The sequence below is a fragment of the Paraburkholderia sp. BCC1886 genome, assembly GCF_900996245.1.
Lineage (GTDB): Bacteria > Pseudomonadota > Gammaproteobacteria > Burkholderiales > Burkholderiaceae > Paraburkholderia.
This window is the reverse complement of record NZ_CAAJGK010000042.1, coordinates 18,229-44,069: the sequence shown is the minus strand read 5'-3', so window position 1 is coordinate 44,069 and position 25,841 is coordinate 18,229. Positions and strand designations below refer to the sequence as shown.

At 65.9% G+C, this 25,841-nt stretch carries 22 protein-coding genes; all 22 read left to right on the top strand.

What is annotated here, in order from left to right; genetic code table 11:
- The first annotated feature begins 27 nt into the window (after positions 1–27).
- The 22 genes from FQ746_RS12540 (at position 28) to FQ746_RS12435 (ending at position 25,815) form a co-directional block, all read left to right on the top strand.
- Entirely contained in the window at positions 28–903 is an 876-nt protein-coding gene (locus FQ746_RS12540; RefSeq protein ID WP_144109705.1) for a LysR family transcriptional regulator, read from the top strand.
- Positions 904–1,159: 256 nt separating this feature from the next.
- Entirely contained in the window at positions 1,160–2,152 is a 993-nt protein-coding gene (locus FQ746_RS12535) for a sigma 54-interacting transcriptional regulator (protein ID WP_144109704.1), read from the top strand.
- Positions 2,153–2,468: 316 nt separating this feature from the next.
- Positions 2,469–2,729, top strand: a complete 261-nt coding sequence (locus tag FQ746_RS12530) for a hypothetical protein (protein ID WP_144109703.1) — start codon at positions 2,469–2,471, stop codon at positions 2,727–2,729.
- A 91-nt stretch (positions 2,730–2,820) separates the two neighbouring features.
- Positions 2,821–4,518, top strand: coding sequence for a phage tail sheath family protein (locus FQ746_RS35190; protein ID WP_144109702.1), 1,698 nt, complete (start codon positions 2,821–2,823; stop codon positions 4,516–4,518).
- Between the two features lie 24 nt (positions 4,519–4,542).
- Positions 4,543–5,070 (top strand): phage tail protein, encoded by a 528-nt coding sequence (locus FQ746_RS12520; protein ID WP_144109701.1) that lies wholly within the window; start codon positions 4,543–4,545, stop codon positions 5,068–5,070.
- Positions 5,071–5,082: 12 nt separating this feature from the next.
- A complete protein-coding gene (locus tag FQ746_RS12515) occupies positions 5,083–5,838 on the top strand; it encodes a hypothetical protein (protein WP_144109700.1) in 756 nt (251 codons plus the stop codon).
- Entirely contained in the window at positions 5,835–6,806 is a 972-nt protein-coding gene (locus FQ746_RS12510) for a hypothetical protein (RefSeq protein WP_144109699.1), read from the top strand. The genes FQ746_RS12515 and FQ746_RS12510 overlap by 4 nt, the downstream gene beginning before the upstream one ends.
- The gene (locus FQ746_RS12505) at positions 6,803–8,041 is read left to right on the top strand and encodes a DUF4255 domain-containing protein (RefSeq protein ID WP_144109698.1); all 1,239 of its coding nucleotides are present in this window, start codon (positions 6,803–6,805) and stop codon (positions 8,039–8,041) included. Before FQ746_RS12510 ends, FQ746_RS12505 begins: the two co-directional genes overlap by 4 nt.
- Positions 8,038–10,152 (top strand): ATP-binding protein, encoded by a 2,115-nt coding sequence (locus tag FQ746_RS12500; protein WP_144109697.1) that lies wholly within the window; start codon positions 8,038–8,040, stop codon positions 10,150–10,152. The genes FQ746_RS12505 and FQ746_RS12500 overlap by 4 nt, the downstream gene beginning before the upstream one ends.
- Positions 10,149–10,436 (top strand): hypothetical protein, encoded by a 288-nt coding sequence (locus FQ746_RS12495; RefSeq protein WP_144109696.1) that lies wholly within the window; start codon positions 10,149–10,151, stop codon positions 10,434–10,436. The genes FQ746_RS12500 and FQ746_RS12495 overlap by 4 nt, the downstream gene beginning before the upstream one ends.
- Complete coding sequence (locus tag FQ746_RS12490; RefSeq protein WP_144109695.1) at positions 10,433–11,095, top strand: hypothetical protein; 663 nt, start codon at positions 10,433–10,435, stop codon at positions 11,093–11,095. Before FQ746_RS12495 ends, FQ746_RS12490 begins: the two co-directional genes overlap by 4 nt.
- A 10-nt stretch (positions 11,096–11,105) precedes the next feature.
- Positions 11,106–11,420 (top strand): hypothetical protein, encoded by a 315-nt coding sequence (locus tag FQ746_RS12485; RefSeq protein WP_144109694.1) that lies wholly within the window; start codon positions 11,106–11,108, stop codon positions 11,418–11,420.
- A gap of 52 nt (positions 11,421–11,472) precedes the next feature.
- Complete coding sequence (locus tag FQ746_RS12480; RefSeq protein ID WP_144109693.1) at positions 11,473–12,630, top strand: hypothetical protein; 1,158 nt, start codon at positions 11,473–11,475, stop codon at positions 12,628–12,630.
- Positions 12,627–13,145 carry a phage baseplate assembly protein V gene (locus tag FQ746_RS12475; RefSeq protein WP_144109692.1) on the top strand — a complete coding sequence of 173 codons (519 nt, stop codon included), beginning with the start codon at positions 12,627–12,629 and terminating at the stop codon, positions 13,143–13,145. The genes FQ746_RS12480 and FQ746_RS12475 overlap by 4 nt, the downstream gene beginning before the upstream one ends.
- 47 nt (positions 13,146–13,192) lie before the next feature.
- Entirely contained in the window at positions 13,193–13,516 is a 324-nt protein-coding gene (locus tag FQ746_RS12470; protein ID WP_144109691.1) for a hypothetical protein, read from the top strand.
- 2 nt (positions 13,517–13,518) lie between these two features.
- Entirely contained in the window at positions 13,519–13,875 is a 357-nt protein-coding gene (locus FQ746_RS12465) for a GPW/gp25 family protein (RefSeq protein ID WP_144109690.1), read from the top strand.
- A gap of 1 nt (position 13,876) precedes the next feature.
- A complete protein-coding gene (locus tag FQ746_RS12460) occupies positions 13,877–16,690 on the top strand; it encodes a putative baseplate assembly protein (protein WP_144109689.1) in 2,814 nt (937 codons plus the stop codon).
- Entirely contained in the window at positions 16,687–19,983 is a 3,297-nt protein-coding gene (locus FQ746_RS12455; RefSeq protein WP_144109688.1) for a putative baseplate assembly protein, read from the top strand. The genes FQ746_RS12460 and FQ746_RS12455 overlap by 4 nt, the downstream gene beginning before the upstream one ends.
- Positions 19,980–22,175, top strand: a complete 2,196-nt coding sequence (locus FQ746_RS12450) for a hypothetical protein (RefSeq protein WP_144109687.1) — start codon at positions 19,980–19,982, stop codon at positions 22,173–22,175. The genes FQ746_RS12455 and FQ746_RS12450 overlap by 4 nt, the downstream gene beginning before the upstream one ends.
- Before the next feature lie 72 nt (positions 22,176–22,247).
- Positions 22,248–23,687, top strand: coding sequence for a DUF6519 domain-containing protein (locus tag FQ746_RS12445; RefSeq protein ID WP_144109686.1), 1,440 nt, complete (start codon positions 22,248–22,250; stop codon positions 23,685–23,687).
- A 15-nt stretch (positions 23,688–23,702) separates the two neighbouring features.
- Positions 23,703–25,118 (top strand): hypothetical protein, encoded by a 1,416-nt coding sequence (locus FQ746_RS12440; protein ID WP_144109685.1) that lies wholly within the window; start codon positions 23,703–23,705, stop codon positions 25,116–25,118.
- A 31-nt stretch (positions 25,119–25,149) separates the two neighbouring features.
- A complete protein-coding gene (locus tag FQ746_RS12435; protein ID WP_144109684.1) occupies positions 25,150–25,815 on the top strand; it encodes a hypothetical protein in 666 nt (221 codons plus the stop codon).
- The last annotated feature ends 26 nt before the right edge of the window (positions 25,816–25,841 follow it).

The following is a 25,841-nucleotide window of genomic DNA, read 5'->3' as shown; positions in this document are numbered from 1 at the left end:
ATTTCACTCCGTTCATAAGGAAAGTTGATGAGGCTCGAATCGTTCCAGACGCTCGGCGCGGTGATTTCGGAAGGTTCTTTTGCGGCGGCGGCCGTCGTCATGAACCTGACGCCGAGCGCGGTGAGCATGCAGATGAAACACCTTGAACAGTATCTGGGCCAGCCGCTTTTCAGCCGCGGCGGATTGCAGGTGCAGCCGACGGCGATGGCGCATCAGGTCATGGCGGCCATGCGCGAAGGCCTGCAGCAGATGGAAGCGTTGCGACGCCGCAATACGGTGGTGGTCGAAGGCACCGTCAAGCTGGGTCTGATCGAATCGATTCAGCCGCTAGTGCTGCCAGGCACGATGCGTCAGCTACGCGAGGCGCATCCGCGCCTGCTGTTGCGACCGCAGCGAGGCCGCAGTTCGGGATTGATCGACGATGTGAAAGCCGGCGTGCTGGATGCAGCGGTGGCAGCACAGCCCGAGCGCGGACGGGTGGCGGGCCTCGCGTGGTATCCGCTATTGCGTCGCGAACTGGTGATGATCGCGCCACCCGACGAAAAAGCATCCTCGATACATGAACTGCTCGGCCGCTACGACTGGATCCGCTACGACCGCACCACGATGACGGGCGCGATGGGCGCGCGTCACGTGCGCCAGCTCATGCCGGGTAAGCGCAGCTCGCTCGAACTCGACAGCGTGACGGCAATTGTCGCGATGGTCAGCGCCGGGCTCGGTGTCTCGGTTCTGCAGATGGTCGATCCCGGTGTGTGCGAGCGTTATCCAGTGCGCACGATCCGGCTGGGCGGGTCGCCGCCGAGCCTGCAGTTGTCCGTGGTGACGCGCAAGGACGATGCGGACAGTCGTCTGCTTCAGGCAGTGCGCGATGCGCTGACATGCGCGCTGCATCGCGCAAGGTAGCGGGTTATGCCGCTTCGATTACGCCAGGCTTCAGGCGCCGGCCTCTTGGCCGATGAAACATCAGACCACCTATTACACTGCCCTTGCATCCGATTTCGAGCACCTTGCCATGTCGTCGGTTCGGCGCCCGAATCAACCGGTGATCGCATCCGGACCGTCGCCGGCGACCGATATCTCTGTGCCCCAGCCAGATTGCCGTAGCGCCGTGCCGAGGCCGCTACGGAGCAGCGGCCTTGTCAGCAGGAGTGAGCTCCCGATGATTGGACAATCGCTTACTTTCCTCGAAGCATGCCGGCTGATCGAGAAAATAGCGCGGTGCGACGCGCCCGTTCTGATCGAAGGCGAAACGGGTACCGGCAAGGAACTGGCGGCGCGCGCGATTCACTACGGCGGCAGCAAAAGCGACGGCCCGTTCGTCCCGGTCAACTGCGGGGCGATTCCCGGCGATCTGGTGGAAAACGAATTATTCGGCCATCGCCGCGGCGCGTTCACCGATGCGCACGTCGAGCAGGTCGGCCTCGTCGCCCACGCCGGAGGCGGGACGCTGTTCCTCGACGAGATCGACGCGTTGCCGCTGAAAGCGCAGGTATCGTTACTGCGCTTCCTGCAGGACCATCAATACCGACCGTTAGGCGGTCCGGAGAGCCGGCAGGCCAACGTGCGTCTGATCGCCGCGACCAACTCCGATCTCGCGGCGCTCGCTCGCGAAGGCACTTTCCGTCTCGATCTGCTGTTCCGGTTACGCATCATGTATGTCACGCTGCCGCGCTTGCGCGACCGTCATGGTGACGTCGCGATGCTGGCCGATGCGTTTCTGAAAAAATGCACGGAGCGCTTCGAGCGTGGACCGAAGACGATTCACCGCAGCACGCTCGAATGGATGAACCGCTACGAATGGCCCGGCAATATTCGCGAGCTTGAAAATCTGGTGTATCGCGAATATCTGCTCGCCGACGGCGCCACGATCATCATCCCGCCGCCTGCGGGAATGGATGACCAACCCGCGTCTGAAGTAACCCGTGTGGCGGCCACACCCAAGAAGTGTCACGAAGACTTCAAGACCGCCAAGAACCGGGTGATCGCCGAATTCGAGTCGCGCTATCTCGCGCATGCATTGCAGGTGGCGGGCGGCAACGTCACGCGCGCCGCGACTCTTGCGGGCAAGGAGCGGCGCGCTTTCGGCAAGCTGCTCAAGAAGCACGGAATCGCGCATGCAGCCGCGGACCTCAACTGGATGGGGCAGGAGTGACCCGGGTCTGAGTTTCTCTCCCGTCGCCTGGCAGACGTTCGCCACAGCAATATTCGCACGATCGTTACGCTCGTTTTGCGTCGACCGCACCGGGTCGAAAATCACCCGATACCGGGTCTTCACATACCGCACCCTCTTCCTGTCCCGATCATTGCCGACCAGAGCGCGGACCCTCACGCAGCCATCCCGATCCACGTCAGCCTGACTGAGCAGCCGTTACCGCCTGCCACCGCCACGCGACTTCCGCGCTCGGAACACAACTTGCTTTTCACGCCCCACACCGCTGCAGGGCCATTGTGAAGATCTGGTGCGCTGAGTGGACTCCGACGAAGTCAATCTTTCGAAGTTATGCGATGCAATCGTCGGCTACCTGAAACACCATCCCGATGCGGCCGACACGGCGCATGGAATCGGCAACTGGTGGCTGCCCGAGCAGCGTTGCGATGCGGATGCCCGGTTGATCGGGCGTGCGCTGGACCGGCTTGTCGAAGAAGGGCGCGTGACGCGGCACGCGCTGGTGGACGGAACCGTGCTGTACACACGCGAAGCGAGTGGAAGTGCAACGCCAGGTGAGTGAAGGGACCTCGGCGTCGTGACACGGCCCTGCCCCACGCGACTCACGCACGCGATCGATGGACAGGCAAAACGCATTTAACCGGGAGCGCTCCATGGCCCTTACGTTGACTTATCCAGGCGTCTACATCGAAGAAGCGACGAGCATCGTGCACACCATCACGGGCGTGGCGACTTCGATCGCCGCGTTCGTCGGGCAGACCGCCAAAGGCAGCGCGAACGACCCGACGACCGTGTTCAGCTTCGGCGACTTCGAGCAGAATTTCGGCGGCCTGACCGCGGGTCTGCCCTTGGGTTTCGCGGTGCGGGACTTCTTCCTGAACGGCGGCAGTCAGGCCATCGTCGTGCGGGTCGTGCCGGCACCGCCTGCGCCCGGCGCGACACCACCCGCCGGCGGTGGCGCGACACCGCCCGTCGCACCCGCCGGTGGTGGTCCCGCTGCACCGCCGGCCCCGGCGACGCCTGCCGCGCCTGCCGCAAAACCAGCCGCTCCCGCTACGGTTTCTCTCAACGACGCCAACAGTCATCCGCTGATCCTGCAGGCGTCGAGCCCCGGTGCATGGGGTAACACGTTGAGCGCCACCGTCGACTACGGCACAGCGCCCGTGGCAGCAGGGCAGACGCGTTCGACCTTCAATCTCACGGTCACGCAGAACAGCGCGGACGGTTCGTCGAGAGTCGGCATCGAGCGCTTCCTGAATCTGTCGGTCGATCCGTCGAGCGTCAACTTCGTGACGAATGTCCTCGCCAGCCAGTCGTCGCTCGTGAGCGTCTCTCCCGATACGAAGCTGCTCGATCCGCCGGCGGCGGGTGGTCCGAAACTGCTGCCGCTGCCCAAAGAGGGCAGCGCACCGTTCGACAAGACCGGCGAGGACGGTGGCCCGCTGCAGGACGCCGACGTGCTCGGCGACGAAGCCGCGAAGACCGGTCTCTATGCGCTCGCAAAAGCGGACCTGTTCAATCTTTTGTGTATTCCCCCGCTCGAAATGGGCGGAACGCTCGCGCCGGAGATCGTGACCGCGGCGGTCGCCTACTGCGCGCAGCGCCGCGCGATGATGATCGTCGACTCACCCGATGCATGGAGCACGGCGCCGCTCGCCGTGAAGGGCGCGGCCGATCTCGGCGCGACACTGGGCGCATCGAGCACCAACGCCGCGGTGTTCTTTCCGCGTGTGATGCAGCCCAACCCACTCGCAAACGGACAGCTTCAGCCGTTCGTCCCATGCGGCGCGATTGCCGGTGTGTTCGCACGGACGGACGCGCAGCGCGGGGTCTGGAAAGCGCCCGCCGGCGTCGATGCGACGCTCGTCAACGTGCCGCAACTGACCGTGCCGTTGCATGACGGCGAAAACGGCCAGCTCAATCCGCTCGGCGTGAACTGCCTGCGCGCCTTCCCGGTGGTGGGCAGGGTCGTGTGGGGCGCACGGACGACACGCGGCGCGGACGTGCTGGCCGACCAGTACAAATACATCCCCGTGCGGCGGCTCGCGCTGTTTCTCGAAGAGAGCCTGTATCGCGGCACGCAGTGGGTCGTGTTCGAACCCAACGACGAACCGCTGTGGGCAAGCGTGCGCCTGAACGTCGGCGCCTTCATGCAGAACCTGTTCCGCCAGGGCGCCTTCCAGGGCCAGACGCCGAAGGACGCGTACTTCGTCAAATGCGACCACGAGTCGACGACGCAGAACGATATCGATCTGGGCATCGTGAACATCGTGGTGGGATTCGCGCCGCTGAAACCGGCGGAGTTCGTCGTGATTACGCTGCAGCAGATTTCCGGACAGATTCAGGTGTAACGCCTTCCGCAATCGGAGACCATGATGGCCCAGTTCACAGTCAACGCGCAGCGCTTCGATCCGTACAAGAACTTCAAGTTTCGTATCAAGTGGGATGCAAAATACGTGGCGGGCGTGAGCAAGATGAGCGCGCTCAAACGCACGACGGAAGTCGTCAAGCATCGCGAGGGCGGCGACCCGAGTACGAGCCGGAAGTCACCCGGCAAGAACGAGTACGACGCCATCACGCTCGAGCGCGGCGTCACGCACGACACCGAGTTCGAAAAATGGGCCAACAAGATATTTCAGTACGGCTCGGGTCTGGGCATGGAAGCGTCGCTGAAGGATTTCCGCAAGGATCTGATCATCGAGGTCTACAACGAAGCCGGACAACTGGCGATTGCGTACAAGGTGTATCGCTGCTGGGTATCGGAATACCAGGCGTTGCCGGATTTCGATGCGAACGCCAACGCGGTCGCGATCCAGCATATCAAGCTCGAAATCGAGGGATGGGAACGGGACCAGAGCGTTACCGAACCCACCGAGCCCACCTTCACCGTGCCGTCGGTCTGAGTGGGGCCGGCCGTGCGAGCGCTCGATACGCCGACACTGCTCGATGCCTGGGACCGCGGTCACAGTCTGTCCGCCGACGCCTGGGCGCTCTGGCTGCTACGTGCCGCGGCCGCGTGCGAGACGGGCTCACCCGACGCGCTGTTGCAATGGCCGGTCGGCCGGCGTGACCGCGCGCTGCTGCGGTTGCGCTCGCTGACGTTCGGCACGCGCATCGCGGGACTGGTGGAATGCCCGCGCTGCGCAAACGCCGCCGAATTCGACGTGGCCGCCGACGCGCTCGTCGTGCCGCACGCGAGTGGCGAAGATGCCGCAGCGTTGCGCTTCGAGATGCGCTTCGACATCGACGGTTTGCGGGTCGTCGGCCGGGCGGTCACGGCGGGCGATCTGCTCGCCATCGATACGCAGGCCGATCTGCACAGCGCCTCCGGTCTGCTCGCGGACTGTTGCGTGAGCGCGTATCGACACGACGGCACGCGCGTCGCGGCTGCCGATCTGCCCGAGCCCGTGCTTGCCGCCATCGTCGCGCGGCTGGAGGAGCTGGACCCGCAGGCAGACCTCTGGATCACGATGGCCTGTCCGGATTGCGATCACACGTGGCAGGTGAACTTCGACATCGTCACGTTTTTCTGGCGCGAACTGGGCGCGTGGGCGATGGGCCAGCTGCGTGACGTGCATGACCTCGCGTCGGTCTATGGATGGAGCGAGGCGCAGATTCTCTCGCTGAGTCCGGCACGCCGTCGTTGCTATCTGCGGATGCTGACGCCATGAGCGACTTTCTGCGTCATCTGGCTGCCCGCAGTCTTGGCCTGTCACCCGTCGTGCGGCCGCGTCTGACGTCTAGGTTCGCCACGCCTGCGACCGAGCCTCGACGGATGCACGATGACGATTTCCTCGTGGTGTCGACACCGTATGAACCGGCTGCCGATGGGGGGCCTCTTATCGAAGAGGGTGGGGTCGAAGCGTTGGTTGCGAACGTACCTTTGCGCGGATCGTTGCAGGCGCATGCAATGAGCTCGAGTGTCGAAGCGGAAGATGCCGTGCCGGACCGGGCCGACCCACGGCAGGTGTCGACGGTGACCACGCACGATAACGACGACCGCGACATCGCACCTGACCGAAGCGATCATGCGCTGCCGTCGTTGTCCGCAAGTGTCGTCCCGCGATCCATCGCGAGTTCGTCCCTTGTGGCTACGGATTCGCAGATCCCTCGACAGCAGCACGCTCCGATAAAAACCACCGGCGAGCCGATGCCGGAAACCACGCCATGGAATCTGCACGAGCACAGTCCCGGCTCGTCGCCCGAGCGCACCGCGCAGGTCGCGCGCAACGAAGTCGTTTCGCCAGCAATCCCAACGACCCAATCCGCTATCGACGCCATGCCACCGCGCGCGCATAACGCGTCGTCCGATACCATGCCGACGACCCGGCTCGAGCCAGGCGACGCGAAGCCGCTCGCAAACACATCAGCGCGCTCGACGCTAGCGACTCAGGCAGCGTCAGCAGGACCCGTCAGCGCGACCCGTACAGCAGCAACCCGACACAGACGCATCGAGGCGACCGCTACACAACACTCCCCCACGCCCACCGGGCCGACGATCCACGTAAGCATCGGCCGCGTTGAAATCCGCGCGCACGCGCAACCCGCCGCGCCAACTCCGCGCTCCCGCCGCGACGAGCGTTCGCCGACCTCTCTGGAAAACTATCTGCACCGCCAGAGCAGCGGAGGCAAGCCGTGAGCGGCGCCAACGCCATCGCAGCGGTCACCGCAAGCCTGCGTAACCTGCTGGCGCAAGCGGTCACACTCGAACCCGAGTTGCAGGACACGTCGGTCACGACCTTGCCGATGGACCGCGCGCGCGACGCCAACAACAACGCGAACCAGTTGAACGTGTTCCTGTATCAGGCAATGCCGAGCGCGGCCTGGCGAAACATGCCCATTCCCCAGGAGGTGCAGTCGCTCGAATCGGGCGTGCCGCCGCTCGCGCTGAACCTGTATTACCTGATCACCGCGTATGGGCGCGACAACGACGCACATGTTCCATTCAGTCACTTCCTGCTGGGCCGCGCGATGAGCGTACTGCACGATCATCCGTTGCTGGGTCGCGATGAAATTCGCGTTGCGTTGCCGGACAACGACCTCTATCAGCAGATCGAGCGCGTGCGCTTCACCCTGCAGCCGCTATCTGTCGAAGACATCTTCAGACTGTGGTCGGGCTTCCAGACGCAATACCGGCTATCCGCGTCGTATGAAGTGGCCGTCGTGCTGATCGACAGCAGGCGTGCCACACGCGCGCCGCTGCCGGTGCTGACCCGCGGCAAGAGCGACAGCGGCATCGCCGTGTTGGGTGGACTGGTGCCGCCGTATCCGGCGATCAGCGGAATCACGTTGCCGGACGGTCAGACGGCCGCGCAACTGGGCGATATCGTTATCATCCACGGCGCGTTCCTCAGCGGGGATCGGGTCGAGGCGGTCTTTACGCGCGTGACATCGGCTGAACAAATCAGGCTCGTCGCCGAGGCCGGGTCGGGCGCAACCGAAGTGCGCGTACACATCGACCCGTCCAAAGGCGCATGGTCCGCCGGCTGGTACACGCTGACCGTCGACGTCACGTCGAAGGCCGGCGCATCCGCGAAGAAAGTCGCTACTACCAACGAAGCGCAGTTCGCGCTGGCCCCGTCGCTGGTCGGCACACTGCCGCTGAAGGCCAGTGTCGACAACGGCGTCGCCACGCTCAAACTGAAATGCGCGCCCGAGGTCCAGTCCGGGCAGCGGGCCTCGCTCGTGCTCGGCGATCGGGAGATCGTCGCCGAACGGCTCGCGGCGCCAGGCGGCACGTTGTCGTTCGTCGTGAATCCCGCGGTCCCGGGCGATTATTTGATCCGTTTGCGCGTCGACGGCATCGATAGTCCGCTGGTCGACCGTTCGGTGACGCCGCCGGTGTATCGCGCGCAGAGGGCGGTGCTCAAATGAACGCTCCGGCCAACTGGCATGACGTGAATGCGGATTATCTGTCCGCCGCGCTAACGTGCCTGCGTTTGCGACTCGAACGCCTGGCGACCATGGCGCAAGGCGCGCCTGAATCGATGAGCGAATGGACCGGGCGTCAGCGAGATGCAGGTCAGGATGATGCGTCCAGCCAATCCGCAGCCGCTCCCACCGCTCACGCCGCTATCCCGAGCGCGGCGCGAACCGAGGCTGAAACGCTCGCCGAGGCTCGCGTCGCCGAATGCTCGGCGCAAAGCGGCTCGCGGCCAGCGCTGTTGCTGCTCACGCAGTGCTTCGGCCTGTCGCGTTTCGAGCAGGACGTCCTGCTGCTTTGCGCGGCCATGGAACTGGAGCCGCGAATGGCCGCGCTGTGTGCACGCACGCAGTATCCGGTGGCGCGCCCCTATCCGACCTTCGCGCTGGCGTTAGCGCTTTTCGACGACGCGGCCTGGGACGCGCTGTCGCCGCACCGGCCACTGCGCTACTGGCATCTGATCGAAGTGGACGCCGACACGTCGCAACCGCTGACGGCTCGCGGGTTGCATGTCGACGAGCGGATTCTCGCGTATATCAAGGGCCTGAATTACGTCGACGAACGGCTCGCGGCGCTTCTGTTGCCGATGACGCCCGTGATGCAACCCGCCGCGACGGACTTGCAGGCGTCGCAGGAAATCGCACTCAACGTGGCGATCGATGCCTGGGAGCACTTGCCCGACGGCACGCCGATGCCCCTGCTGCAACTGGTCGGGCCGGATGCGGCCAGCAAGGTCGAACTCGCCTTCCGTATCGCCGCGCATTTCGGCTGCGAGATCCAGCGTCTCTGTGGCGACGCGCTCGCCGACCGGATGAGCGAGCTCGACAGGCTCGCGCGCCTCGCGCATCGGGAGTGCCTGCTGTCGCCCCTCGCGCTGTACTTCGAATGGCCCGACGCCGAAAGCGCTGCGGATACCCAGATTCAAGGACTGCTGCGGCGTTTTTTCACCCGCAGCGAAGGATTTTTTCTGGTCGACGCGCGTGAGCCGCTTACGCGCCCAGGGCGTCCATCGGTGAGCATCGATGTCGAGCGGCCGACGCCGGCAGAGCAGGGCGACCTGTGGCGTCGCGCGCTTCGTGGGCGAGGGCAACCCGGCGCATTGGCGGCCCAGTTCCGGCTCGACGCGGCAAAGATCGCTCAGATCGCGGCGCAGGCGCTGCAGCAGGCGCCCGACGACGAAGCCGCGCTCGCCGTCACGCTATGGGACGCCTGCAGTGCGAGCGTACGGCCGACGTTGAACCGGCTCGCGCAGCGAATCGCCAGCGAGGCCAACTGGGACGACCTGGTCTTGCCGCCGGAGCAGCAGTCGCTACTCCGGCAGATCAGCGCTCAGGTCGCGGGACGGGCGCAGGTCTACGAAAACTGGGGGTTCGCCCGCAAGATGACGCGCGGGCTCGGCATCAGCGCGCTTTTCTGCGGCGACAGCGGTACCGGCAAGACACTCGCCGCGGAGGTGATCGCGAAGGATCTGCGGCTCAATCTCTACCGCATCGATCTGTCGGTAGTGGTGAGCAAATACATCGGCGAAACCGAAGGCAATCTGCGACGCCTGTTCGATGCCGCCGAAGACGGCGGCGCCATCCTCTTCTTCGACGAATGCGACGCGCTGTTCGGCAAGCGCAGCGAAGTGAAAGACAGCCATGACCGCTACGCCAACATGGAGATCAACTACCTGTTGCAGCGCATCGAGTCGTACCGGGGACTCGCCATTCTCGCGACCAATCTGCGTCAGTCATTGGACCCGGCGTTCGTGCGGCGTCTGCGCTTCATCGTCAATTTTCCGTTTCCCGGCCAGGCCGAGCGCCTGCAGATCTGGCAGAACGCATTCCCCAGCGAACTGCCGCGCGACGGACTCGACTTCGAGCGACTCGCGCGCTTCAACCTGTCGGGCGGCAACATCCACAGCGCGGCGCTGAACGCCGCGTTTCTCGCGGCGCATGCGGCGCGTCCGGTGCAGATGAGCGACGTCTGCGCAGCCGTGCGCGCCGAAATCGTCAAGCTCGGGCGCCCCGTGAATGAAGCGGATTTCCCTCTGGCCGCCGAAAAAGGAGCCTCCGCATGAAAATCGTGCTGCATATCGAGCGTCTGGTGCTCGACGGCGTCGTGACGGAAACGGCTCGCCCGCAGGCATTGCAGGACGCGGTGCAGACCGAGCTCGTGCGCCTGCTCGGCGACGGCGCCGCGCTCGCCCGCGCGTGGCCGCAAAGCACCGCGTTGCGCCGCATCGTCGCTGCGCCGCTGACGGTGCCGCCTGCGCCGTCCCGTCCCGGCGCTCTGCCTGCCGACGAACTCGGTCGCCGGATTGCGACGTCCATTCACGCAGGTCTTGGCGAGGTGCCCCGATGAGCACCTACACCAACGGCCCCCGCCTGCTGAAGGGTGCGATCGTCGGAATCGACCTGTTCAATCCGCTCGCGAGCGTGATCGTGTTCCAGTACAACCCGGACACGCTGACGCGCACGCTGCAGCCGCAAGGCATGAGCAGCCAGTCCGGCGATCGCGATGAAGCAATGCGTCTGAAAGGCGCGCCGATCGAGACGATCAGGATCGACGTGGAGATCGACGCGACTGATCAGCTCGAAGCCGGTGACAGTACCGCGCTGAGCTTCGGCATCTATCCGCAACTGTCGCAACTGGAGATGCTGATCTATCCGAAGAGTGCGCTGGTGGTGGCCAATACGGTGTTGCTCGCGGCCGGCACGATCGAAATCATTCCGCCGATGGCGCCCTTCACGCTATTCATCTGGGGACTCAAGCGCGTGCTGCCGGTGCGCCTGACCGACTTCAGCATCACCGAGGAAGCGCACGATCCGCAGCTCAATCCTCTACGCGCGAAAGCCTCGCTCGGCTTGCGCGTGCTGAGCTACAACGACCTGTCGTTGACGAATCCGGGCTATCACCTGTTCCTGACGCATCAGATCGTCAAGGAGACGATGGCCACCATCGCGAGTGTCAACACCATCGGCGCGGTGCTCGGCGGCAACGCCGGCATCTCGCTGACATGAGGGGTTTGCCATGTTCGATTACACGAGCCGTTACTACCCGCTGGCCACCGCGATATGGACCACGGCGGATGGCCGGCAGTTGCCGTATGTGCAACGCCGGTTTCTTCCGCAACCGGACAGTCTCGCGCTGCTCACGCAAGTGAGCGTCACAGAGGGAGACCGGCTCGACCTGATCGCCGCCCGCACGCTGGGCGTCTCCGAACAGTACTGGCAGGTGTGCGACGCGAACCCCGTGCTCAACCCGTTCGATCTGAGCGGCGCGGCCGCGGCTGGCCGCACGATACGCGTGCCGATGCCGCAGACGCCCGCGCCGAAGCTCGGCTGAAGCTCACCTGAAGCTTGTCCGTCGTTTTCTGTAGCACTGTCGAGGCCGCCCCATGGACGCCAGTTCGATCGCCGCGAGTCTGCTCGGTACCCGTCTCACACTATGGCTCGGCCCGACCATCGCGATGCCGGCGCCCGCCACCATCGTGCAGGCGCTCGCCGGTGTCGAGGTGCATCTCGCCGACACCGGCTACGACGGGTTCGAGCTGACTTTCACGGTCGGGCGCACGGGCGCGCTCGCGATGGACTACACGCTGATGATGAACCCGCTGCTGCGGCCGTCGACGCGGGTGGTGATCCAGGTGTGGCTCGGGGTGTTCCCGCAGGTGCTGATAGACGGCTTCATCACCCAGTCGATGCTCAATCCCGGCACCGAGCCGGGCAGCTCCACGCTCACCGTGACGGGCGTGGACGTGCGCCTGATGATGGACGTGCGCCAGATGTCGATGTCCTATCCGGCGCAGGCCGCGGAGGCGATCATTTACCAGATCATCCTGTCGTACATGATGTTTCTCGGCATGCCGCCGCAGATCATGTCGCCCGACCCGAGCGTGCCGCCGCCGACCGAACGGATTCCGGTCAGGGCCGACACGGATCTCGCTTACCTCGACGCGCTCGCGCTCCGGTACGACTGTGTGTTCTACGTCGAGCCGACGACGGTGCCGATGGTGAACCTCGCGTACTGGGGTCCACCGCTGACGCTCACGGCGCCGCAACCGGCGCTCTCGATCAACATGGGGCCCGAGACCAACGCGACGATCCGCTTCCAGTACGACGGCCGCGCGCCGACCATGGTCGCGGGGCTCATGCTCGACAAGCGCACGGGCCTCGTGATGCCGGTCATCACTCCGGTCAGCACGCGTATGCCGCTCTCGATCATGCCGCCGATGCTGGTGCAGGGCCCGACGATGCGCATGAGCGCGCCTCATAACGCCGGCAATCTCGACTATCCCGAGGCGATGCTTCAGGCGCAGGCATTAACCAACCGCACCAGCTACGCGCTCAAGGCCGAGGGCGAGCTCGACATGCTGCGCTACGGCGGCGTGCTGCGGCCGCGGCGCCTCGTCGGCGTACGGGGCGCGGGCTTCATGCTCGACGGCCTGTACTACGTCAAGGACGTCACGCACACCATTAAACAAGGTGAGTACAGGCAGCGCTTCACGCTGACGCGCGACGGTTTCGGTTCGTTGACTCCAATGGTGCCGACATGAAAGAGACGCAGCGGTATTACGGCAAATACAGGGGAACGGTCGTGCAGCCGATCGATCCGCAGAAGGGCGGAAGGGTGGTGGCGTCGGTGACGGTCGGCGGCACGCCGCTGCAGGTGGTCGCCGAAGCGTGCTTTCCGTTCGGCGGGCCGGGCATGGGTCTGTACGGCGTGCCGCCGACCGGCGCGGGCGTGTGGATCGAGTTCATCGAGGGCGATCTCGACAAGCCGGTCTGGTCGGGTTGCTGGTGGCCCGACGGCCAGCTCGCGTTGTCGCTCGGCCTCGGGGCGAACCTCTCGACTTTGCCTGTCGTGATGCAGTCTCCGCTGGGCCGGCTCGTGATCAATACGGTCGGCAACGACTGCGTCACGCTCGAGACGACCGCAGCGGAGGCGGGCCCACGCATCGTGCTGTCGCTCACCAGTCTGACGTTGTCGTTCGGACCGAAATCGGTGATCGAGTTGTCGCTGGCGGGGGTGACGATTTGCGGCGACGCGTTGCGCGTCGTGCCGGTGTGATGGGTCTTTAAAGCAACGCGTTGAGCTACGAGGATGGGAGAGTGCATATGCCGGGCTTTCTGCTGCATCAGGGCGCGACGGTGGTCTGCCCGCATCTTGGGCTCGCTTCTCCCACCGCGGTGAGCACACAGGTGTTCGTCGGCAAACAGCCGATCGTGACGCAGGCGAGCCCGTACGCCATTGCCGCCTGCACGTTCCCGGCCATGACGTCCGGTGCGCCGCCGTGCGTCACGGCAACCTGGGTGAAGGCCGCGACCCAAATTTTCTCGAAGGGCGTGCCGGTTCTCCTGAGCACCAGTCAGTCGGTCTGCTCGCCGACACCGGGTCCGCTCGTCGTGACCAGGACGCAGTTCGCCGTCATCGGAAATTGAACATGAACATCGCCTATCCGTTCCGTTTCGATCCGCGCGGCCGCACGGCTCAGGCCAGCGACGCAGAGCACGTGCGCGACATGATCGAACAGTTGCTGTTCAGCAATCCGGGGGACCGGGTGAACCGGCCCGATCTAGGTTCGGGTTTGCAGCAGATGGTGTTTGCGCCGAATAGCCCGGAGTTGTCGGCCGCGCTGCAATTCACGGTGCAGGCGTCGCTGCAGCGCTGGCTCGGCGATGTGATCGACATCAAGGCCCTGACGGTGGTGTCCGATGAATCCGCGTTGCGCGTCGACGTGCAGTACATGATTCGCGGCACCACGCAGCAGACCACGGCGCAGTTCGTGCGGACCATCTGACATGGACGCCCTCCACCCGCTCGTCGAAGACGACCGTCAACGCCGCATCGATGCGCGGCGCAAAGGCCTGAACGGGATCGACTACATCGAGGTGGGCGACGATCCACGGCAACTGGAAGTGGTGTTTTTCCTCGCGAAGCCGCTGTCCCTCAACGCCGCGAACTGCACGATAGAAGGCGGCGCACGAATTCGCGGCATCCGTGTGACCGGTGTGCACGATCCGGAGGACAGCGCGCCGGGTGCCGGACGTCTCATCCTGACGGTCGACCGGCGCGGCGATTTTTCCGTCTACACGCTCGCACTCGATGGCGTGGAGGGTTTCGATCCGCACTACACGCGCTGCACATTCAGTTTCCGTACGGCGGAGCCGCGCGCGCTCGATTGCGTGAGCGCGCCCACGCTGACGGCGGACGTGCTGCCGGCGCCGGAAATCGACTATCTCGCGAAGGACTACGCAAGCTTGCGGCAACTCATCGTCAACCGGCTGGCGCTGACGATGCCCGAGTGGCACGAGGCTCACGCGCCGGACGAAGGCGTTGCGCTCGTCGAGTTGCTGGCCTATGTAGGCGATTATCTGAGCTACTACCAGGACGCGGTCGCGACCGAGGCGTATCTGAACACCGCCCGGCAACGGATTTCCGTGCGACGGCACGCCCGCCTCGTCGATTACGCCGTGCACGAAGGGTGCAATGCGCGGACGTGGGTGTGTATGGAGGTCGACGTGGCCGCGCTGAGGCTCGTGCCCGACGAGTGCCGTTTCGTGACCGACTGTCATACGGCGATGCCGGACGTGGCCGCGGTACTCGGGCCGAACGCACTCACGAACGTTCCGGCGTCGCAGTATCAGGCGTTCAGTGTGATGACGGGTACGGCGACGAGCACGCCGACAAGCAAGCCGATGGAGGCGCGCGCGGCGCACAACCGGATCAGTTTTCATGCATGGGGCGCGCGGCAGTACGTGTTGCCCGAGGGCGCCACCGCGGCGACGCTGTGCGATGCATGGGCGACGGACGACGCGCCGGATCAAGACACTGCGCGAACTCAAATCCAAACCCATACCAATCCGCGCAAGCGTGCGCTGGCGGATCTGCAGGCCGGCAGCTTCATGCTGATCGAAGCGGTTCGCAACCCGGTGACAGGCGCCTCCGACGAAGCGGATCCGGCACATCGGCAGGTGGTTCGGCTGACGCGAGTCGAACCCGGCATCGATCCGGTCTACGACAAGCCGGTTCTGCATGTCGAATGGGCGGCCGACGATGCGCTCCGGTTTCCGCTCGTCGTGGCGATGATCGGTCCCGCGCCCGACTGCCGCTACCTGGGCCCCGCGACGGATACCGAAGCCGCCGCCGACGTCAGCGTCGCGCGCGCGAATGTGTGGCTGGTCGATCACGGCGTGCGGTTTCAGGAGGACGTGGCCGGACAGGTGGGGATCGTTGCGACGACTGCCGGCTGCGAAGACGAGAACGTGCCCGCCGAGACACTCACCACCTCCGCGAAATTCGCACCGACGCTGCGGCAACCCGACCTCGTGTTCTCCGTGCCGCTGCCGCCGGATGCCGTTGCGAGCCAACTGCTGACGCAGGCCCCTCGCGATGCCAGAGCCGCATTGATGCTGTGGAGCATTCCCGGCGTGCCGGACGGCTCGCGTCCGCTCTTCACGTTCGCGGACCTCGATGCGCCGGCGAACCTGATCGTCGCTTTGAAAGCGAAGCTACTGGCGCAAGTCGACGGGCCGCCGGACGCTCGCCATCGCGTGGCGGATCCGCTGCTCGACCGCCTCTCGCGCGCGGCTCGTGCCGCTTTGTCCGGCTATGACGCGCACGTGGCGCCGCCTGCCGCGCTGGTCCAGACTTTTCGCACCGAACTGGCCGGGCTGGTGACGGCGTGGCGTGGAGAGACCGATCTGCTGTCGAGCGGGCCGGACGACTTCGACTACGTTGTCGAGATCGACGACGGCCGCATCGCCCATCTGCGTTTCGGCGATGGAAAGAACGGCGCGCGGCCGGCCGCGGGGTCGGTTTTCCAGGCCGCCTATCGGTACGCCGCGCCGCTGGCGGGCAACGTCGGTAGCGGCACGATCATGCATCTGCAGATGTTGCGCGGCGAATTGGCGGGCGGCGTGGTGCGCGTATGGAACCCGCTCGCCGCGCAAGGCGGCACGGCGCCCGAAGCGCTTGCCGATGTGCGCGCCAATGCGCCGACGGCGTTCCTGAACACGATCGAGCGCGCGGTCACCGCCGACGACTATGCGACGCTGGCCGCGCGCCATCCCGGCGTGCGCCGCGCGGCCGCCACCTTGCGTTGGACCGGCAGCGCGTACGTGATGCAAGTGGCCGTCGCGCCCTACGGCGGCGAAACGGTGAACGCCGCCCTGCTGGCAGACATCACACGCTTTCTCGAGCGGTATCGCCGCATCGGTCACGACGTCGAGGTGACGACGGCCGCGTACGTGTCGCTCGATATCGGTATCGAAGTCCATATCGGGCCGGACTATCTGCGCGGGCACGTGGAAGCCGCGCTTCTCGATGCGTTTGGTACCGGCCTGCACCGCAGCGCGACGCGCGGCCTGTTCGCGCCGGACAACCTGAGTTTCGGCGAGGACATTTACCTGAGCCGGCTCATTGCCACGGCGCAGTCGGTGGAAGGCGTGGTGAATATCGTCGTGACCCGTTTCGAACGGCAATACGTGCCGTCGCGCGAGGCGATCGACAGCGGCGTGCTGGTGCTCGGTCCGCAGGAAATCGCGCGCGTCGACAACGATCCGGATTTTCCGGAGCACGGCCGGCTCGGTTTCCGGATGCGAGGTGGACGATGAGCCGTATCTGCTCATGCAGCGACGCCGCCGCGCAGTCGGGAGACTCAGCGACGCCCGCTCTGTTCAACCGGCCCGGATTGCCGGCGTTGACGTATCGCTGCGGCACTTACGGCAGCTTCTTCGACGCCATGATCGTGCAGCTCGGTGTCGCGCAACGCGGCGTGCCGACGACCCGCGAGCCTTCCGATCCGGCGATCGCCTTGCTCGATGCGTGGGCTATGGTCGCCGACGTGCTGACGTTTTATCAGGAGCGCATCGCCAACGAAGGTTTTCTGCGCACCGCGATCGAGGATCGTTCGCTGCGGGAGCTGGCGAGCCTCGTCGGCTATGTGCCGCAACCGGGCGTGGCGGCGTCGGTTTCAGTGGCCTATACCGTGCAGGATCAAGGCGCGGACGCACTCGTCGATGTGCCGGCCGGCAGCAGAATTCAAAGCCTGCCGGTCGCGGGCGAGCAGCCGAAGGTGTACGAAACCAGCGAGCCGGGCGTGGTCCGCGCGAGCTGGAGCAAGCTTGCGCCGCGCAGTGCGCGGGCGCAGCAGCTGACGGCCGATTCGACGGTCGTCTATGTCAACGGTGCATCGACGAAGCTGAAGGCGAATGATCCGCTGCTGATCGCGGGCGACGGTTGGCGGGTGCTCAGACGCATTGCGTCGGTCACGGTGGACGCGCCGCGCAAGCTCATCACGCTGACGCTCGAACCGGTTTCGACGCCGGTGGTGGAACCGCTCGTGGTCAAGGCCGATGGGGCAGTGGACGCGGCGAATGCCGCCGCTGCCACGACGCGCGGCAGCACTGCCGCCGCCGCTACCGACGCCGACGCCACGGTGCGTGATGCCGCTGCCGTTGCGGCGGCGCGCACCGCTGCGGCAAATGCAGCCGCGCCTGCTTCTTCGGCGCCGCCGGCTCGCCGGAATGTGCCCGCCACATCGCTCGTGCGCAATGTGGCCGGAATCTCTCCGCTACAGAATCAGGATTTCATGCGCGCGTTGACGCGCCCGCCCGCTTCGCATCCGGCCAGCATGCTCGACTTGCATCAGAGCGCGGCGCAGCGTCTGCAACCGGACACGGATACCGCGCCGCAACTGCTGACGCAAATGGCGCCGGCTTTACAGAACACGCTGCGCACGGCGTTGCGTAATACCACGGTCGCGCCCGAGCCGAACGTTCAGGTGTTTGCCTTCAACGTGCGCGCGGCGCCGTTCGGCAGTAACGCGCCGCTGTGGACGGAGTTCCGCCGGGTCGGCGACAACGAGCAGCCGCTCAGGCAGCGCGAATGGACGTTCAGGGTGACGGAGCCGGGCGCACCGACGGTCACGAGCGACCTCGCCGGCGCCGATGTGCCGGCGGCCGACATGCGCAGCCGGGCCGGCGCGCTGGTCGCCGAGCCGGCGCCGCAGGCGACCGAATCGCCGACGGTGCTGTTTCTCGACAACACCTATCCGAACATCGTTGCCCACAGTTGGGTCGCGGTGTGCGGCGTCGACGGAACCGGCGCCACCGACGCGCCGGGCGAGCCCTTCGTCTGTCGCGTTGTCGACGTGCGCACGCCATCGCGCGCGGCCTACGGTCTCACGGCGAAGACGACGAGACTTGCGCTCGACGACGTCTGGTTTCATCCCACGCGGACACCGGGTTTTACGGCGGTCGTGCGCGGCAGCGAAGTGTTTGCACAGAGCGAGCCGCTCGATCTCGCCGATGCACCGGTCAGCACGCCGATCGAAGGGCCGTCGATCGAACTCGACGATCTGCACGACGGACTCACGCCGGGCCAATGGTTGATCGTGAGCGGCGAACGGCTGGATGTGCCCGATACACGCGGGGTGACCGGCACGGAAGTGGTCATGCTGAGGAGCGCGTCGCATGCGATCGAGACGGTCGCCGATGCGCTCGCCGACCGTGGGCCGGTTGCGACCACTGCGCCATCCGCTGCGCCTTCCGATGTGCCTTCCACTCGGACATCCGGTGCGACATCCGCTACGCCTTCTGCTGCGCCTTCTGCTGTGCCGCCCCCCGCGCCTTCCACAGAAGTCCCACAACCCCCGCCGACCGCGCCCGATGCCGACAGCCTGTTGCCGGGCGGCCGGATGCGCACCACATTGACGCTGTCATCGCCGCTCTCATATCGCTATGCGCGCGACTCGGTCACCGTCTACGGCAACGTGGTGCGCGCGACCCACGGCGAGACCCATGACGAGATTCTCGGCAGCGGCGACGGCACGGCGGCGTTCCGCAGTTTCACATTGCGTTTTGCGCCGCTGACCTATGTCTCGGCGGCGACCGCCTCGGGTACCGTGAGCACGCTGCAGGTTCGGGTCAACGGCATTCAGTGGCAGGAGGTGAAGAGCTTCAACGGAACGGGCCCGACCGATCGCGTGTTTGTCACCCGTCAGCTCGAAGACGGCACGACACAGGTGAGCTTCGGCAACGGCACTCAAGGGGCGAGCCTGCCCCCCGGCGTGGAAAACGTGCGCGCGACCTATCGCGCGGGTATTGGCGCAGAGGGCAACTCGAACGCAGGGCAGATCAGCCAGCTGGTCAGCCGGCCGCTCGGGGTCATGGACGTATCCAATCCGCTCGGGGCGGACGGCGGCGCGGACCGGGAAAGCGGCGAGAGTCTGCGTCGACATGTGCCGCAAGGCCTGGCGTCGCTCGACCGGCTGATCTCCGTCGACGACTACGAAGATTTTTGCGGGACCTTCGCCGGCGTCGGCAAGGCGAGCGCGGTGCAACTGACCGACGATGGCGCGCGCCATGTGCACGTCACCATCGCGGGCGCGGACGACGCGCCACTTACTGCCGGCTCGGCATTGCTGGTGAATCTGCGGGCCGCGCTTGCGCAATTCGGCGATCCGCATCTGGCGGTGCGGATCGAACCGCGCGACGCACTGCTGCTGGTGATCGCCGCGCGGGTGAAGGTGCTGGCGGCTTACCAGTGGTCTCAGGTCGCGCCGCTCGTGAGCGCCGCATTGCTCGACACCTTTTCGTTTGCCCGTCGTGCACTGGGGCAGGACGTCGCGCTGAGCGAAGTGCAGGCGGCGGTGCAGAACGTGCCGGGCGTCGAGTACGTGGATGTCGACGTGTTCGACCGGATCGCCCAGACCGGCGTGTTGCAGGACCTGCAACGGCTTGCAGGACCGACGGGCCCGACGCTGCACCAGATGATCGTCGCGCGCCTCGCGCACGTGACGCGCGGCGTCGATGCACGGGAACCACCGGTGATCCGGCCCGCGCAGATTGCCTACCTGAGCCCCGACATTCCGGCGACGCTCACGCTGACGGAGATCACGACATGAGCACCTCGTTCAACGACCGGCTATACACGTTGCTGCCGTCGATTTACCGGCAGCGCGACGGCGAGGTCGGCGAGCCGCTGCGCATGCTGCTCTCGGTGATCTCCGCGCAGGTGGATGCGCTCGAAGCGGACATGGGAGCGCTCTACGACAACTGGTTCATCGAAACCTGTGAAGACTGGGTCGTCCCTTATATCGGCGATCTGATCGGCTACCGCACGTTGCACGATGCGGGTCAACCGGATCGGCAGGCGGCGGCGCGGGCGGCGGCGCGCACCCGGATTCTGATTCCGCGTCGCGATGTCGGTAACACGCTCAAGTACCGGCGTCGCAAGGGCACGCTCGCGCTGCTCGACGATCTGGCCTCGGCGGTATCGGGCTGGCCGTCGCGGGCGGTCGAATACGGTCGGCTCGTCGCGGGCACGCAGGCGCTCGATCATCTTCGCCTTGCACGAGGCGGCACGGCGGCAGTGCGCCGCGCCGATACCATGGGCCGGCTCGGATCGCCGTCCGACGAAACCGCGCATCTGGTCGATGTGCGTCGTCCGCAATCGAACCATACGCGCGGCCTCTACAACCCGGCGGCAGTCGGCGTGATGGTGTGGCGGCTACGCAGCTATGCAGTCGAGCGTACGCAGGCCTACTGCGTGGAATGGGAAGGACGCGAGTGCTATACGTTCAGCGTGCTGGGCAACGATTGCCCGCTGTTCGCGAACGCGACGAACGGGACAAGCTCGACGAGCGGGGCTAAGGTCGCCGCTCTCCCGCAAGCCGCCGAAGCCGATCCCGCCGAGCCCGGCGCCTTCCTCCGGCCCTTGCCGCTCGCGCTGCGTCGCGCGGATATTGCTACGCGTCACGCTCGCGTGAAAGCTGCTTACTACGGCCCAGGCGCCAGCTTCACGTTGTGGCCGGATCGTCATGCAAAAACGCCCGTTGCGCTCGAACGGCTAGTCGTAGCCGATCTGTCCGGCTGGACAGCCACGCTGCGCACCGGCGAGATCGCCATCGACCCGGAGCGCGGCCGTCTCATGTTCGCGCCGAACGAAGCGCCTGAAGGTGGGCTGATGGTGTCGTACCACTATGGTTCAAGTGCCGACCTCGGCGGCGGCACGTATGCGCGCGCCGCGACCGCATGGACTGGAAGCCGCGGGTTCTATCGCGTCGGCGCAGGCGGCTTCACCAAACTGGAAGAAGCGTTACAGGCGTGGCGCAAGGACAAGCCGCCTCATGCCGTGATCGAATTCGCCACCAGCGACGTGTATGTCGAGCCGGTCCGGATCGCGTTCGAAGAAAACATGCAGAGCCTGGAGATCCGGGCCGCGAGCGGTGTGCGGCCCGTGATCCGCCAGCTCGACTATCAGGCTAACCGCGCGGACGCGATCACGATTACGGGCGAGTCGACCAGCAGGCTGGTGCTCGAAGGTCTGCTGATCTGCGGACGCGGCCTCCAGCTGAAAGGCCCGTTCGCGCAGCTGACGATCCGCCACTGCACGCTGGTGCCGGGCTGGGAGATCGAGCGTCTGTCGGGACAGGCCGAGTCCGAGTCGCGCGAACACTTCGCGAGTCTCGCGCTGGCGAGAACCGGTGTTCGCGTGCTGATCGATCACAGCATTCTGGGGCCCATCGTGGCCGCCGCGGACCGTCCGGGTGAAGAGCCGCTGCCGCTCACTATCGTCGACAGCGTGATCGATTCCGTGCATCAGCGATACCACGCGATCGGCGCGGAAAAAGCCGCGGCGCACGTGGTGCTGCGCGCGGTTCGATCCACGGTGCTCGGCGGCGTCCGGGTGAACGCGCTCGAACTCGGCGAGAACTCTCTCTTCAACGGCCGTGTCGAGGTCGCGCGGCGGCAGAGCGGCTGCGTGCGTTTCTGCTACGTACCGCCGGACTCGCACACGCCACGCCGTTTCGAATGCGAGCCCGATCTGGCGATCTCCCGTGCGCAAAGTGCCGAGGCGCGCGCGGACGCGGCCGTGCGCGTGCGGCCCATCTTCAACGACGTGCGCTACGGGTCGCCGACCTATTGCCAGCTGGCCGGCGACTGCGCGCCGGAAATCCTGCAGGGTGCCGACGACGAATCGGAGATGGGCGTATTCCACGATCTTTACCAGCCGCAGCGCATGGCGAATCTGCTGGCTCGCCTGAGCGGCTTCGTGCCGGCGCAGAGCGACGCAGGCGTCATCGTCGTCACCTGAACCGAACGCGCCCGACCACACCGCGCACCTAAGCGCCACCTCTCGGACCGATGAGAGCAGACGGAGGAAACAATGAAAAACGTCGATATTTCGCGCGACAGTTTCGACGCCCTGCAGGGGTTCAGCCGGCTGGTCTGGCAACAGGGCAGACCGCAGCTCGACGCCGATCTGAACGAGCAGTCGTCCATCCTGCTGCAGACGCTGCGCACGATGATGACGGATCTGGTCGGCCGCTTCGGCGGGCCGGTGGGTTTGTGCGGATTTCGCATCGTGCTCACGGCGGCCGACCTCGACGAGGAGTTCACGCAGGCCGATCGCAAGGCGCTGCAATCCGAGCTCGACGGGCTCGCGGCGGGCGACCTGATCCTGTCGAAAGGGCGGTACTACGTCGACGGCCTGCTGTGCGACAACCCGGGTCCGCTGTGCTACTCGCAACAGGCTCCGCATGCGCACCGCAACGGCGGCATTCACGAGGCGGGCAGCTACCTGGTTTATCTGGACGTGTGGGAACACGAGGTAACGGCGCTCGATACGGCGGCGATCCGCGAGGTCGCACTCGGCGGCGTCGATACGGCCGCGCGCATGCGCGTGGCCTGGCAGGTCCGCGCGATGGCCTTGCAGACGAAAGCCGCGAGCTTCGCGTCGCTGAATCCGAAGTGGGATGCGTTGACCGCCAGCTGGAGCCGCGAGCGGCGCGGCACCCTGCGCGCCCGTGCACGACCCGCCGACGACGGGCAGGGCGACGGGAATGGCGACGGCCGCGGCCCACGCACCTATCGCGGCCCGGAGAACCAGTTGTACCGGGTCGAAATTCATCGTGGTGGAAAAGCGGGCGATCGTCCCGCGCCGAGTTTCAAGTTCTCGCGCGACAACGGCGTGGTGGCGTTCGCGGTTGCCAGTCTCGCCGACGACGGTCTCTCGGTGACGCTCGCGAACTGGGCGCGCGACGACACGATGTCGCTCGCGACGGGTCAATTCGTCGAACTGGTTCATGACGAACGCACACCGCGTGAGCATGCGCCGCCGCTTGCCAGGGTCCTGACCGTGGACCCTGTGACGCGGACCGTGACAGTAGATACTGCTTTAACTCAGCACATTCCCCAGCGCGATGCGGTGCTCGTGCTGCGCCGCTGGGATCAGCGCGCGGGCGATCCGCAAAAAGGCGGCCTGCAACTCGCGGAAAATGCGGCCGCGATCGTCGAGCAGCAATGGCTCGCGCTCGAGGATGGCATCGAGATCATGTTCGACCAGGCGGACGACCACGAGTATCGCAGCGGCGATTACTGGCTGATTCCCGCGCGCGTCGCGACCGGCGACGTGCTCTGGCCGCAACGGGACGACGAGCCGGCCGCGCTGCCGCCGCATGGCATCGACCATCACTACGCGCCGCTGGCCATCGTGGAGTCCGACGGCGAGAAACTAAGCCTGGTCGTGCCGTTGACGCGCAGGTTCGGCGCGCGAACGCTCGAGAGCTTTGCCGACGATATGTTCGTCTACAAAGGCCAGGTATGAGCCGAGGAGCCTGCCGTGATCGATGAGATACGTTGCCCCGGCTGCCAGCGCTCGCCTTCGAGGGTTCGCGCGGATGGCGACATCGAGGAGTGCAGGCAGCCCCGCAACGCCTTCGCGAAGCGTTGCGTCTGGCGCCAGCAACAGGCTGTCGCGGCCGATCCGCAGGGCGTAGTGCCGGAAGACAAAACGGAAACCGCGCCTGGCCCTGCGGTGACGCCGGAAGAGACAGTGTCCGGGCGTTCATCGGTCGAGCCAGTCGGTCCTGAGATCGTGCCACCGGTCGAGCCGTCCGGGCAGGTAGCGCCGGAACTGCGGCAGCGTCTGGCCGCGCTCGAAGAAGATTTGCGCCAGGCGGAGCGGGCAGCAGGCGAGCAGCGCGCCGAAGCGGACCGGCATCGCGGCGACGCTCAGGCGTTGCAGCAGAAGATCGACGAGATGCAGTTGGCGGCGCTGCGCCTGCAAGCCGAAAGCGCAGAGCAGCGCAGCGTTGCGCAGGAACAGAAACGCGCGGTCGACGCGACGCTACAGGATTCGGCATCGCTGCAGGAAAGGCATAGCGCGCTGCAAGCCGCGAAGCTCGAACTGGAGAAGGTTCATCAGGAGGCGGTCCAGCAGATCGACCGTCTGCACCATGCCCGTGAAGTCGCGGAAGACGAGAAAACCCATCTGCTGGCCGTGCTCGAGACGACGAAGCAGGACCTCGAGAAAGCGCTCCGCGACAAAGCCCGCAGCGTCGTGACCATCGACGCCAATGCGGGACAACACGTTGGCACGCCGACCGGAAATCGTGGCTGGCTGATGGCCGGCATGGGTGCGCTCGCCGGCATGGTGATCGGCGTCGGTGGTTCGATGTTCGTGCCTTCGCACCGGACGCCTTCGACCGATCCCGCGCTCGACGCTTTGCTGAAGCAGACCGATACCTGCCTCGATAAAAGCGATTGGGGATGCGTCGACACGACGTCCGCGCGAATCCTCGCGACGAATCCGCGTCTACCGGTTGCGCTCGTCGCGCAACGCGAGGCGCGAGTGGCCCAGCAGCAGTCGGAGACCGCGGCCACGCAGACGGCGTTGCAGCAATCGCTGCGCAACGAGCAGGCCACGCTGACGCAGCAGACCAAGGCCGCGCTGTACGCGAGCGCGGCGGCCACCCCGGCGAGCGCGGTACGGGCCGCGTGCCCGCCGGTGGCCGCGCCCGACCCGCAGGCAACGGACGACGCCGTGCGCAAGGCGCTCGCCCGTCAACAGGACAAGCTCACGGCGTCCTTGATGGCGGTTGCGGAGAGACAGCGCCAGAGCAGCGCTTTCGACTGCGCCGAGCAACTCGCGCGCGTCGCTCGCACGTACGGGCCGAGCGGTGCGATCGACGGCTTTATCGGGCAGGTCGTCAAACAACGGCAGGACGTGCTGTCACACGTCACGACGCAGAAGTGATCGGTTGGACACGAATTACCAGGAGAAGGACATGGACCGCATACGAATCGCAGCGCCCTTACTTTTACCCTTGCGCTTGCCGACCGGCCGCGCTGCGCAGGCGTTGCTGCTGGCGACGTCACTGGCGTTGGCCGCCTGTGAAAACATGAGCACGCAGGAGGTGCTGACGTGCGTGGGCGCGACGGCGCTGACCACTACGATCGGCGCGGTCGTGGGCGGCGGAAAGGGCGCCGCGGGTGGCGCCGCGGTCGGCGTGGCCGCCTGCGTGGCGATTCACTTTGCGATGCACCAGACGAAGGACGCGTCCCAGGTCGATGCCGACTATCGACACGCGCACGGCGGGCAGTTGCCGGCCCAGCCGCAGATCGTCAAGCTCGACGTGCAGGCCACGCCTTCGTCGACCATTCGCAAGGGCGGCGAACTGACCATCGTATCGAACGTCGAGGTCGTCTCGGGCAAGGGCGAGCCGCTCAGCGGCGTCACCGAGGAAATCCGCTTGTACGAGTACGGCAAAACCGAGCCGTTCAAGACCGATAGCAAAAACGCTTCGGCGAAATCGGAGAGTGGCGGCTATCAGACGAGCTTCACGATCTCGTTACCCGATTCGATGCCGCAGGGTCGCTATCGGATCGAGACCGCGTTCTATCTGAACAAGCGGCTCGCGGACACCCGCTCACTGCCCCTGCAGGTGGTTTGACGCACCGGACCTTAAAGCACTATCAG